The sequence below is a fragment of the Paenarthrobacter sp. genome, assembly GCF_031180005.1.
Taxonomy (GTDB): Bacteria; Actinomycetota; Actinomycetes; order Actinomycetales; family Micrococcaceae; genus Arthrobacter.
Genome location: NZ_JAPSHI010000007.1, coordinates 80,066 through 91,738, shown reverse-complemented (window position 1 = coordinate 91,738; position 11,673 = coordinate 80,066). Strand labels below are relative to the sequence as shown.

Annotated in this window: 11 protein-coding genes; 4 read left to right on the top strand and 7 right to left on the bottom strand. The window is 59.8% G+C overall.

Translation table 11 applies throughout. From position 1 onward, the window contains the following. Positions 1 to 312 precede the first annotated feature (312 nt). Together RIF72_RS07445 and RIF72_RS07440 are read left to right on the top strand one after the other, a co-directional pair. The gene (locus tag RIF72_RS07445) at positions 313 to 1,806 is read left to right on the top strand and encodes an RNA-binding domain-containing protein (protein WP_309074199.1); all 1,494 of its coding nucleotides are present in this window, start codon (positions 313 to 315) and stop codon (positions 1,804 to 1,806) included. Between the two features lie 896 nt (positions 1,807 to 2,702). Then, complete coding sequence (locus RIF72_RS07440; protein WP_309074198.1) at positions 2,703 to 2,963, top strand: hypothetical protein; 261 nt, start codon at positions 2,703 to 2,705, stop codon at positions 2,961 to 2,963. A gap of 95 nt (positions 2,964 to 3,058) precedes the next feature. On the opposite strand, the gene RIF72_RS07435 is transcribed toward RIF72_RS07440, so the two are convergent. Together RIF72_RS07435 and RIF72_RS07430 are read right to left on the bottom strand one after the other, a co-directional pair. After that, positions 3,059 to 4,372 carry an LssY C-terminal domain-containing protein gene (locus RIF72_RS07435; RefSeq protein WP_309074197.1) on the bottom strand — a complete coding sequence of 438 codons (1,314 nt, stop codon included), beginning with the start codon at positions 4,370 to 4,372 and terminating at the stop codon, positions 3,059 to 3,061. Between the two features lie 178 nt (positions 4,373 to 4,550). After that, positions 4,551 to 5,519: an NAD(P)-dependent oxidoreductase gene (locus tag RIF72_RS07430; protein WP_309074196.1), complete on the bottom strand. Its 969-nt coding sequence runs from the start codon at positions 5,517 to 5,519 to the stop codon at positions 4,551 to 4,553. A gap of 114 nt (positions 5,520 to 5,633) precedes the next feature. Here RIF72_RS07430 and RIF72_RS07425 point away from each other — a divergent pair, with 114 nt between their 5' ends. Next, positions 5,634 to 5,879, top strand: a complete 246-nt coding sequence (locus tag RIF72_RS07425; RefSeq protein WP_309074195.1) for a hypothetical protein — start codon at positions 5,634 to 5,636, stop codon at positions 5,877 to 5,879. 261 nt (positions 5,880 to 6,140) lie between these two features. Continuing rightward, positions 6,141 to 8,432 carry a maltose alpha-D-glucosyltransferase gene (treS, locus tag RIF72_RS07420; protein WP_309074194.1) on the top strand — a complete coding sequence of 764 codons (2,292 nt, stop codon included), beginning with the start codon at positions 6,141 to 6,143 and terminating at the stop codon, positions 8,430 to 8,432. 67 nt (positions 8,433 to 8,499) lie between these two features. Here the strand turns inward: treS and RIF72_RS07415 are convergent, their stop codons facing one another. From RIF72_RS07415 to RIF72_RS07395, 5 genes are all read right to left on the bottom strand, one after another. Then, positions 8,500 to 9,216: a hypothetical protein gene (locus RIF72_RS07415; protein ID WP_309074193.1), complete on the bottom strand. Its 717-nt coding sequence runs from the start codon at positions 9,214 to 9,216 to the stop codon at positions 8,500 to 8,502. After that, positions 9,213 to 9,710: a sigma-70 family RNA polymerase sigma factor gene (locus RIF72_RS07410; RefSeq protein WP_309074192.1), complete on the bottom strand. Its 498-nt coding sequence runs from the start codon at positions 9,708 to 9,710 to the stop codon at positions 9,213 to 9,215. The genes RIF72_RS07415 and RIF72_RS07410 overlap by 4 nt, the downstream gene beginning before the upstream one ends. 99 nt (positions 9,711 to 9,809) lie before the next feature. After that, on the bottom strand, positions 9,810 to 10,487 hold the full coding sequence (locus RIF72_RS07405) for a hypothetical protein (protein WP_309074191.1): 678 nt from the start codon (positions 10,485 to 10,487) through the stop codon (positions 9,810 to 9,812). Further along, positions 10,484 to 10,942 (bottom strand): hypothetical protein, encoded by a 459-nt coding sequence (locus tag RIF72_RS07400; protein ID WP_309074190.1) that lies wholly within the window; start codon positions 10,940 to 10,942, stop codon positions 10,484 to 10,486. Before RIF72_RS07400 ends, RIF72_RS07405 begins: the two co-directional genes overlap by 4 nt. Positions 10,943 to 10,994: 52 nt before the next feature. After that, a complete protein-coding gene (locus RIF72_RS07395) occupies positions 10,995 to 11,549 on the bottom strand; it encodes a GNAT family N-acetyltransferase (protein ID WP_309074189.1) in 555 nt (184 codons plus the stop codon). Positions 11,550 to 11,673: the final 124 nt, after the last annotated feature.

Here is an 11,673-nt window from a genome sequence, read left to right as displayed (position 1 = left end):
CTTCCTGGCTGTGTGCCGTCACCACCCACTTTGGATCTGGAACCACCCCGACACGCAGCCTTCAACAGCGCGTCCAAGCCTCCCATTGTCCGAGGTCAGTGGTCACAGACGTCTCAGGGTGTCCGAAACAGGCAGCCACCTTTTCACTTGTGGATAAAGCACAAGTTTCGGCTGAGATGCTCTGCAACGTGGCAAACTAACGAGGGCTACTTATTCCCATGCGCAAATGCTGCTGGGACAAACTCGGTGGGAGGTCTACTCGATGGGCAATCGTTGGAGCGTCGGTTCTGGTTGGCCGCACGAGGATCTCAAATGAGCTTGTCCGTCCCCGAGAACAGTCTCCCAGATCTCGTTGTGGAACTCGCCTCGTTACCCAACGAGACTGAATGGGTTGAATTCAAGGAAAATATTGCTGATCCAGCAGTGATCGGAGAGTATATCTCTGCTCTCTCCAACTCGGCTGCCATGGCGGGCCAAGTATACGGATACATGATCTGGGGTGTCAGAGACACCGATCATGCCATCGTCGGGACCATCTTCAAGCCACGGCAGAAGAAAATCGGCAACGAGGAACTCGAGAACTGGCTGTTGCGAGTGGTGTCTCCCAAGATCAATTTCGAGTTTTTCGAGGTCAGGGTTCAGGATAAGGATGTCGTAGTACTTCGCATCGAACGCGCATATGGGCATCCCGTACGGTTCCAAGAAACTGAATATATCAGGATCGGTAGTTACAAAAAGAAGCTCAAAGAATTCCCCCAGAAGGAACGAGAGCTATGGCGTCTTTTTGATCGGACCCCCTTTGAGCGACTAATTTCTCTCGAGAATGTCCGAGCAGATGATGTTCTGAGGCTACTGGACTATCCTGCATACTTTGACTTGATGGAACAGCCACTTCCCGGGACTCCTAACGAAATTCTCAACGCCCTCGCATCCGAACGTTTCGTTGAGCTCTCAGGTTCTGGAGGGTGGAACATCACCAACCTTGGCGCACTCCTGTTTGCAAAGCGGCTATCCGAGTTCCAAAATCTGTCCAGGAAGGCTGCCCGGGTTATTCAATACCGCGGAGCCGGCCGAATCGAAACCCTCAAGGAACAAGTAGGTACCAGAGGCTATGCGAATGGATTTGATGGCCTCGTCGGCTACATCGAGGCATTGCTGCCAGCTAATGAGGTTGTGGAACGCGCCCTGAGGAAAGATGTTCCCATGTTTCCGCCACTCGCAATTCGCGAGATCCTTGCCAATGCACTTATCCATCAGGATTTCACCGTCGGGGGATCCGGACCGATGTTTGAAATATTTGAGGACCGTATCGAATTTACAAGCCCGGGTGTGCCTCTAATGGATCCCGCGAGGTTTGTCGACACACCACCTCAATCTCGGAACGAAGCCCTCGCTTCGGTCATGCGGAGGGCGGGGATCTGCGAGGAACGCGGAAGCGGCTGGGACAAGATTGTTTTTCAAACCGAATACCACCAGCTGCCAGCACCACTGGTAGAAGTTACAGAAAACCACACTCGCGTCGTGCTTTTCGCATATCGACCACTAACCAAAATGGATAAGGAAGATCGAGTTCGAGCCGTTTATCTTCATGCATGCTTGCGGCACGTTACACGGCAGCACACTACTAATACCTCAGTCCGCGAGCGCTTCGGGATCGAACCTCGAAACAGCGCCCAAGCTTCGCGCTTGATCCGAGAGGCTGTTGCGGCAGGAGTCATCGCCCCGTTCGACCCCGAAGCCGCACCAAAAATGCGGCGATACGTGCCGGGCTGGGCTGCTTCCGAGCCGACAGCGATCAACACTTAGCGCTAGGCGAAGGTGCCATCAGTTTTACTTGATGGGAACTTGACGGAATCACGCAACGACGGCGGGGAAGCAGTTTTCCGAGGCGGGATGACGGCATCTTCCGTGGAGCAACTCACTTGATGGGTACTTGATTGAATCTTCGACGAGGCTCGGGAGCACTGGCTGCCGTGGACGCCAGGACCTGCTCTTCGGCATGCCTGCGATCCCCGGTTCAAAAAAGCGCCTGGGTTCTGCCTCCTCAATGAGGCGGGAATCGTAACCGTGGTGCGGAAAGCGATCCAGCGACATCGGCCAAAATGGACCACTCTTTAGCTTTCTCAACTGCTCTTACTTTTGTCTTTCTTCAATCCCTATGCCCGTTAGGGCAACAAGGGCTCGCGGCATCGTGTCCACCCATTGTGAATCCGAAGCAGCCCTGGGACGCCGCGAACGCCGGCGGCCGCCTCCAAGTACCGTAGCGAAGGAACACCGTGAGACACGGCCCGGCTGGAAGAATGGGTCTGTGACCGATACGAGCACCAGCCAAGCCATCGATTGGTACCTCGCTGGACAGTTGGGCATCCGGTGGGATCGCTGGATGGCCTGATCCCTCAAGGCTTTCCTGGCCTGGTCCGCGTGCTGAACCCGGCGTCGGCTGCCGAGGGCCGCAAGCTGCGATGGTCCCGGATGGCTGGCGAATCAATGTCGATTGATTCCGAAACCCAATGGAGCGACATCGTCATTTCCTTGCGTTGGCGTGGATGCGATTTATGAGCCAGATATGGGAAGCATCGACGAAACAGTGGCCAGCATGCTCTTCCAAGTGCTTTCGAAGCACACGACGTCCCGGAATTGTTCGTTCCTCATCTGGGGAGGGATACAGCGAACTTCTGCCTGAAGTGCGCGGAGCACCTTCTGTGACCGCCAGCCTCGATCGTGTCATGCGTGTGCGCCACGGCGACCTCGACCTGGCTCTCCAGCCCGTCGACTCACCACCCAACCGGCTCGCCATGAATTGGTTGCCGGATGATGCCGCTTGGTTCGTAGGAAACGATATCTACGCTAGGTCCGTGTTCGTCGCTGGCTCATTGAGTGCGGTCGGTGCCATCCTGGCGGAACCCACGCTTGAGGCGTACCCGGTTAGACGCAGCCAGCGCTTGGTAGTGGAGGACTTCTGAATCAGGCGTGTACCGTCACCACCCACTTTGAATCTGAAATTACCCCGACGCGCCACGAAGGACGGCGCGTCGGACCCAGTCGCCCTCAAAGTGGGTCAGGAAGGTACCCGCCGGCCAACTACCGACGCCGGAACCGCCGGAACGCGCTGCCGTTTTGCGTACACACGGGCACGTTGGCTGGACAGGGCCAGGAGCACCAGAATGTCAGTGGCCAAACCGGAGAGGCCAGCTTCGAGGGTGATGTTTGCGCTGCCCGTGGAGTAGTCGATTGCCTGGACCAGGATCGAGATGGAGCTCAAGCCCATGGCAATCACGCGGGCACCATTGCTGCCAAGGAAGATGCGCCAGGCCAGGAAAACTTCACCCAGCCCGAACACCAGGACCACAGCTGCTATCAAGGCGATTGCCGCCGTCGTGCTTTGCGGGTCTGACGAGTCGTCGTCGAAGGTGAGCCCGGAAATTTCACCGCCGGAGGTGAACAACGTGATCGCCAGAACCAAAGCCGCCACCGCCCTGGCCACCACCAAAGCAGCCCCCATCAAGATGGGGGCGGGCCGCCTGTCCCTGCTATCGGTGCGGCTGGGCGGCTGATCCGCGGGCACCAGGACGCCGCGAGCGTCGACGATCGGCAAGTCGCCGTCAGTAGAGATTGAATCCCCGCCGCCGTTGCGTGAGTGGTACCCGGTGGAGAAGTCCTTGATGACTTGGACTGAGACAGCTGGTTCCGCAGCCGAAACGGTTGAAACGATGTGGTCCCGCTCCACGTCGGTGTTCTGCTCAATCTTGTGCGTGATCTGCAGAGTGAACAGGGAGAAGCCAACGCTGCGGTCGTAGGTTCCGGCGGCAAGCCAATCCACTTTGTGTCCACCCGGTAGGAGCCAGCCTTCGGGGCAACGCCAGAAGCGGACGTGGTGGCGTTTGCCCGGGTTGTTGTCCACTTCCTGCTGGTAGGCGAAGTCTTGCTGCCGATCAAAGAGATACAACGGACTGACGGGCGCCTCGGAGTAGCTACGCCGGAAAATAGTTGAGCTGATGATGCGCCGGCTGCTGACGAAAGTGACGTCGTCGGCGTTGGTCCATCCAGCAGATTCCATGATGGCGCGGACCTGGGGCTCGGCGCCCAGCAAGGCAACGTTGACCGGGTCACCCAAGAGCCCGTCGCTGGTCCTTGCCCGTCCAATGAAATAGCCCGGCACATAGATGGAGGTCAGGATCCGGTGGAGCCGTGGGAGCAGCAAATAGGCGAGGAACGCCCAGAACACCACGTAGAACCACACCTGCCCCCACCCCAGCTGGAAGCTCTCGCCCACCAACAAGAATGCAAGCCATACTGCGGCGACTCCGCCCAGGACGAAGAAGGCGTGGTCGAGCCGGGTGTCTGTCACTCCTTTGTTGGCCGCTTTGAACATGGATGCTCCCCCTCCGCTCCTTAAGCTTCGGTGTTGGGGCGGCCGTTGTACAGACACCAATACATACAGCGCCGGAACCCAACACCTTCCTCACCGAACGCAGGGAGGCACTGAAGGCCGAGGTTCAGTGTCCTTCAGCACTGAGGCGAGTCCCGGTGTCGAGCGTTACGCCGTGATATCAAGTGATCTGAACCTGAAGTTTGTTGTTCCCGATAAGCCACTGCAGCGCCTCACGAACGGCATGTTCCGGCTCGTAGCGGGGGGCGTAGCCCAGGAGGGACCTGGCTTTTTCGATGGTGAGGCAGTGGTTGCGGGAGAGGTGGGCCCAGCTCGTGTCAGCGTGTTCGGGCGTGGTGGTTTCGCGAAAGTCCTCCCAGCTGACCATCTCCGAGTGTGGCTCCCGCCCGAACCACGATGCCGCGATCTCCAGGTAGCCACGAACTGTCAGGGCGGACGGAGCAACAATGTTGAAGTCCTCGCCGGCGCCCGATTCCCGGCTCTGCATTGCTTTCTCGAAGGCCTGCGCGAGGTCGTCCGCGTGGACGTGGTGCATCAGTTCGGTGCCACTTCCCGGAATCTGAAGTGGCTGTCCGGCCGCGATCTTTTGCCACACGGAGGGATCGAAATTTCCGAGCGGACCCACGGGATGCCATCCGGGACCGACAATGTGTCCGGGGTGCAGGGACGTAGTGATGAGCCCTCCGGAGGCCGTCTCATCCTTCAGCATCCCGGCAATATCGCGTTTCTGGATGCCGTATTCATCCAGCGGCTCCGCGGTGGAGTCCGACCCCTCTGAGATGGGCAACTTCCGACTGGCACCATAACGCCAGATCGACCCGCAATGCAGCAGATGCCCCGTCTCGCCGCGCAGACGGTTCACCAGCGCCGTGGCGGAGTCGAGCGTGAAGCACACCAGGTCAATTACGACGTCGGCTCCCAGTCCGGCGACCCGGTCACCGAAGGTGCCCTCGCGATCTTCGAGGTGGCGGTCCGCGGTAACCTGCCGGACCTGCTGCCACTCGGGCGCATCAACGTATGCCTTGCTGGTCCCGCGGCTGATATTGATGACGTCGTGTCCGCCCCGGACGAGCCTGGGGATGAGGAATGAGCCAATATGACCGCTTCCGCCGATAACAACAATTTTCATGTGTCCTCCGATCTTCACCAGTCACGGTAATGACTGTTCGGGGCCCACCCGTAGGGCCGGATAGGGCTTTCGCGGACCGTTGACTGTCTTCGGCCAGATGCTTACTCTATCGAAATGACTAACGTAAAGAAGAAGATTGCGTCCATATTCGCGGCAACCTCTATCCTGGCTGGCGGTGGAATTGCTTTGGCTGCCCCGGCCGAGGCTGCCAGCACCTACGTTTACTGGTTTCACACGAAGGCGACTTGCGAGTCGAACCTGGATGCCGCCAGGCCCGGATTCGGTTCCTACGTGCGCCTGGTCGAAGGGTGTGTCCGGAACGGCAACGGCTACGCCTACACGGTGGTGTGGCGGTACTGACAGCCCCACACCCAGTCCGCACAATTCCAAGCCCGACGTCGGCACCCACCTGAGTGACGACGTCGGGCTTTATCGTGTCCACCGCCGTGCCACCAAGGTCAACCCAACACATAATAACGAGACTTACTTGTTCCCGGGTTAGACAAACGGCAGGCTCCCCCGACTAGCATGAATAGTCCGGGCAAGCCCGGGTACGTGACCTCTTGAACGACCCCCTCGGACGGTCGGCGTTGACGCGGCGACCACGTAAAGGAGAAAACTGTGCGGGAGCCTGCAGTCAACGAGAGCGTGTCAGAAATCAGCGAAACTCCGGAAGGAAATCCGGAGGAGACGCCACAGGAAACGCCCGATGAAACCGCAAGCGAACCGGCGGAAATCACGTTTGACGAACAGTTCTATCCAGCTCGCCCCAAGGCACTGCGGCCGATCGCCCGCCGTCGGCAGTTTTTCGCCGCCCGCCCATCGTTGGAATTCGACGGCCTTAACAAGACCTACGTGGATTGGCTTCGAAACCAGTCCATGCTGGGCGACGCCAACACCATGGCGCGCCAACTCTCGGGGCAGGCGAGCATGTGGCAGAACTCCTATGCCAGGCCGAATCCGCGGGCGGCCGTGGAGCGCGCACCCGTCTGGTTCACGGCTTACCCCTTGTCGTTCATCACCAAGGATGGACAGTCTTTCCTTTCAGCGTTGGGTGATCCCGCACTCTGGGACGCTTTCAGCGAAATCGGCATCCGGGGCCTGCACACCGGACCTGTCAAGCTGGCCGGTGGCATCCGTGGCTGGTCCCAGACACCCAGCGTGGACGGCCACTTTGACCGGATCAGCATGGCGATCGACCCCGCTTTCGGCACCGAGGAAGAGTTCCGCCAGATGTGCGAGGTGGCCAATGACCACGGCGGCACCGTCATTGACGACATCGTTCCCGGGCACACAGGCAAGGGAGCGGACTTCCGACTCGCTGAAATGAACTTCCGGGATTACCCCGGCATTTATCACATGGTGGATATCCCAGAAGAGGACTGGCACTTGCTGCCCGACGTCCCTGAGGGCGAGGACTCGGTGAACATCAGCCCGGCGACTGAGGAAGCCCTGCAAAAGGCCGGGTACATCATCGGGCGCCTGCAACGGGTCATCTTCTACGAACCCGGCGTCAAGGAAACCAATTGGAGCGCCACCAAGCCCATCATCGACACCACGGGCAAGACCCGCCGCTGGGTCTATCTGCACTACTTCAAGGCCGGCCAGCCTTCCATCAACTGGCTGGACCCAACATTCGCCGGCATGCGCCTTGTGGTTGGCGATGCCCTGCACTCTTTGCTGGACCTGGGCACCGGCGCGCTCCGGCTTGATGCCAACGGATTCCTGGGCGTGGAGAAGAGCGCGGAGGAAGAACCGGGCTGGTCCGAGGGCCACCCCTTGTCCGAGGCCGCCAATCAGCTTATTGGTTCCATGATCCGCAAGGTGGGCGGGTTCTCCTTCCAGGAACTCAACCTCACCATCGATGACATCAAGTCCCAGTCCGAGTCCGGCCCGGACCTCTCTTACGACTTCATCACCAGGCCCGCCTATCACTACGCCCTGGTCATCGGCGATACAGAGTTCCTGCGCCTGACCCTGCGGCTTTCCATGGAGATCGGCGTGGACCAGGCCTCGTTGGTTCATGCCCTCCAAAACCACGATGAACTGACCTACGAGCTGCTCCACTTTGCCGCCGGGCACAGGGACGACACCTTTGAACTTGCCGGCGAGGAGCTAACCGGTGCGGAGGTGGCGGAGAAAGTCCAGAACACCATGCGGGAACGGCTCACGGGGGAGAACGGACCGTACAACGCGGTGTTCACTACCAACGGCATTGCTTGCACCACGGTCAGCTTCATCATGGCGGCCCTCGGCATCAAGGATCAGGATGCCATCACCCAGGAGCAGGAAGCACAGGTCCTGGACGCCCACGTGCTGCTGTCCATGTACAACGCGCTGCAGCCCGGAGTTTTCGCGCTTTCCGGTTGGGACCTCACGGGCATCACAGCGCTTGATCGCGAGACGGTCCGCGAGCTCACGTCGCAGGGCGACACCCGCTGGATCAACCGTGGCGCACACGATCTCATGGGCACCAGTCCGGATGCGAAAACCTCCCTGGCCGGAATGGCCCGTGCGCGGAGCCTCTACGGTCCGCTGCCCGAGCAGCTGAAGGACCCGAACTCTTACGCCCGGCGGCTCCAGCAGATCCTTACTGTGCGGGAGGAGTCGGGGATCGCCACCAGCACGCTGCTGGACGTGCCGGACGTTTCCCATCGAGGGCTGCTGGTGTTGGTCAACCAGCTCGCCGACGGAGCTTTACAGGTCACCGTCCTGAACTTCTCGGACCAGGACATTGCGGGCAGCATCCAGTCCTCGCACCTGGTTCCGGGCTCCACTGTCCACGATCTTTTCAGCGGCGAAGACGTCAGCCAGGTGGATGATCTCCACAGCTTCTTCCTGGAACTGCCTGCCTTCCAAGGCACGGCGCTTCTTTTGAAGGATCCGATCGTTGAGGACGACGTCGCCGAATAGGAAGCACGACGTCGGCACTAACGGTGAGTGCCGACGTCGAGGTTTTTCGGGTGCGGGCAGGAGAAGGTCAGGGCAGCGCGTCCCAGCTTTGAACCAGGAAAGCCGCTCCCGTTGGGGAGCATTCCCCCGGTTCACGCTCGGGTGAGAGTCCTCCTCCGAACGCGAACTCATCCCCGATATTCAAGGATTTGCCATCGGGAAAGACCACTCCCGTCTCTGTGATTCTTGTCCCGAAGGGGAAAATGAGTCCACCCGCACTGCCCTCAGTGGCGACGTCGGAAAAACACCCCCCGGTGTTTAGGCCTAGTTTCCCCATGTTCAGGGCGTCCATGTGAAAGTCCGACTCTCTGCCTATGGAAACAGCGGCCTTGTTGCCGTTGCCGCCGGTGATGATCTCGGCGTCGAACGTCGGCATCTGAATCCCCGTAATTTCGGGCAACGGTAGCCCGCTCGAGGAATCTGTTTCCGGCGTAGGATCCACCTGGGTTACCGCCGGCGCAGCTTGCTCCGGCGGCCGAGCCGAAATGGCGGTCGTCACCGCTACCCCGGCCACTACAGCTGCAGCTGCCGCCGCCAATACGAATCCTGCCATGAACCGCACACGGCGTTTGGCAGGCTGTTGATGGAAATCCGTAACGGACCCACCCACGGTGATGTGCTCGGCGTCAGTGTCCATAGCAGCCAGGCTTTTCCCACGGCTACCGGCAAGTTCTTCTTCCGTGACAGCCAAGGCAGGGTCTGCCGCAATCAGGCGTTCCATGCGGGTCGCTTCTTTCCTCTTCATCGCTGCACGTCCTCTGTGGTGTGGCCCGCCCGAAGCAGATAGCTGAGTTGTCTCCGCGCTCGGTGCAATCGCATCCTGACGGCGGTGGCGGTGACATTAAGCAGGTCGGCGACCTCGGCCGAAGTGAATCCGTCCCAGTAGGTCAAAAGAAGAACCTCGCGCTCCTCGGGCTTGAGCCGGTCCAGCGCGTCAGCCACTGTACCGTCGTCGGAACCCAGCTCCTGCGCTCTCTGCCGCTCCAGTTGCTGCGTGAGGTTCATGGAGCGAAGGCTTGCACGATAGTGGTTTCGGAGGACATTGCGGGCAATGCCAAACACCACAAGAACAGAGAGTTCCTGGTCCTGTCGGGTTTTTTCCCAGGCGATCCGGAAGACGTCGGCAGTGAGATCCTCTGCCGTGGACGCACCCTCCGTTCGACGCCGGAAATAGCGATAAACGTTGTCATGGCACGCGGCATGTGCAGCCAGGAATTGCTTCTTTCTGCCCAATTCCACGCGATCCCCCTGCTCCGTCTGCACCCTCATACCCTGTTAATGTCCGGCAGACAGGAAAATGTAACCAACTTCCCCTGGCTTTCCCGCGAGAGCCGACGGTCAGCCGTGGTTGCGGCGGGCCTCTGTCTGTGTGAAGAGCAGCCAAGTCAACCAGACGCCCACAAGGATCGCGGCGCCGGGCAGCAGGTCCACGGGTGCGACTTCGCGACCCGCGGGGAGTACCCCGAACCCAATCCCAACAGCACCTGCCACGACAGCCAGGCTGATGGCGTCGGAAGCCAGTTCAGCTGAGCGGCGCCGCACCAATTTGACCACCAATTCTCCTGCCATGATCAGCACAATGGCCGTACCCATCCCCAGGGGGTAGGCGCTGAATCCCGGCACCATCTGCTGGCTTACGGCCCACGCCATAAAAACAAGCAGACCGGCAAAAAGAGCAAGGGAGGTGATGAGTGATGCTGCTATGGTCATCCCGGTCATCCGCCGCTCCTTGTCGTGGCGTTTCCGTGGGATATAGTCCCATGCCCCTCGGGTGAGCTTGGAGCTGATCCATCCCGCAACTACCACCAAGACCAGCGGAACCAGGACGGGCGTGACGTAGTTGTTGCTGACCGCCCAAAAGAACGCCAAAAACGCCGTGTAGACCTGAGGGGTGGCAACGATTCCCAACCACCAGCCCATCAGGAATTCCTTGCGGGCTCCGGGGAGGTCAACAGGATGGACAAGGAACTGGGTTTCCGGGTCCGGCAATTGGACCTTTTCTTCGATGGGATTCACGACGTCCTCCAAGGGACCTGCTCGATATAGGGCGGGCGCAAACCCGCTCTTGCGATTTCGTATACCTTCTGGCGCGCCACGCCGAGCTCAGCGGCTACGGTTACCGCGCTGTATTCGTCCAGCAGTTCGGCAACCGCTGCCGATCTGACTCCGGACGCCCTCGAGTTCAAATGCGCCGCGAAGATGCTCACTTCGGCTGAGAGGAGAGCAACGGCAAGGGGACCACCGAATGGATCTGTCCAGCCGGGCTTGCCCCCGGCGGCCGCCGCATAGAGGGCGTCCCCACCATCGTCGAGGACAGCCTTGAGCTGTTCCGGGGTGATGCCTCGTTCAGCGAACCTTGTGGCTGCGGCTTCCCGTGAGCCGTCATCCAAGGGACGATGGGTGAGGACCTGCTGCCACTGTGAATCCGCAAGGCTGGATGCAGGAATGTCACCCCTGGGTTGACTGCTCATGAAGCCATGGTGCATCTCCGGCAGTCAGCGCGTCAACCCCAGGGTGACAAATCTATGGTGCTGCAGGTGTTTCCAGGTCGATCCAGTACCGGCGGAAAAGCCGACCGTCTTCACCCGTCCGCGCATCTTCGAGCCGCCCCCCGCAGCGCTCGATGGTTCTAATCGACGCCGAATTGTCGTCATCACAGGTCAGCAGAACTCGATCCGACCGAACCCCACCCAACTCCCCCTTCGCAGCCAAACGAGCCAGCAGTTCCTGCAAGGCCCAGGACGCCACCCCCCTCCTGCGATCCGAGGGGCGAATCCCATAGCCGATATGCCCACCCGAGTTCAGGAGAGCCGGCGTCAGATGGTGCCGGAACGCAATCGCCCCTACGTAGCGTGGACCCTCCGTGATCCAGAGATAAGTGCATGGAACAATGCCGTTCTCCTCAGGTGTGCTTTCAGCGTCCAACAACTTACCAACCCAAGCTGCGAACCCCTCCGCGCTGGTGACATCGTCCGCCAGGAAGACGGCGGCGCCATCCTGATGGACGCCGCCCCACTCGCGGTGAGACTCAAGGAATGACTGGTGGAAGGCAACATTCGGCGGGACAAGTTCAAACATGACCTCGACTCTATACCCCACACGCCCTGACGGAGATCAACCGAAGCGGCACGCAAAAAAGTAATCGACAGGCTTGTCATATCTATGACAACTGTCGTAGATTCATTCCGTCCAACAAGTTTAT

What these genes read in the sequence shown, in the direction of transcription:
- RIF72_RS07445 (WP_309074199.1), top strand. Translation starts at nt 313, where the DNA reads ATGAGCTTGTCCGTCCCCGAGAACAGTCTCCCAGATCTCGTTGTGGAA.
- RIF72_RS07435 (WP_309074197.1), bottom strand. Translation starts at nt 4,372, where the DNA reads ATGTTCAAAGCGGCCAACAAAGGAGTGACAGACACCCGGCTCGACCAC.
- RIF72_RS07430 (WP_309074196.1), bottom strand. Translation starts at nt 5,519, where the DNA reads ATGAAAATTGTTGTTATCGGCGGAAGCGGTCATATTGGCTCATTCCTC.
- RIF72_RS07425 (WP_309074195.1), top strand. Translation starts at nt 5,634, where the DNA reads ATGACTAACGTAAAGAAGAAGATTGCGTCCATATTCGCGGCAACCTCT.
- RIF72_RS07415 (WP_309074193.1), bottom strand. Translation starts at nt 9,216, where the DNA reads ATGAAGAGGAAAGAAGCGACCCGCATGGAACGCCTGATTGCGGCAGAC.
- RIF72_RS07400 (WP_309074190.1), bottom strand. Translation starts at nt 10,942, where the DNA reads ATGAGCAGTCAACCCAGGGGTGACATTCCTGCATCCAGCCTTGCGGAT.
- RIF72_RS07395 (WP_309074189.1), bottom strand. Translation starts at nt 11,549, where the DNA reads ATGTTTGAACTTGTCCCGCCGAATGTTGCCTTCCACCAGTCATTCCTT.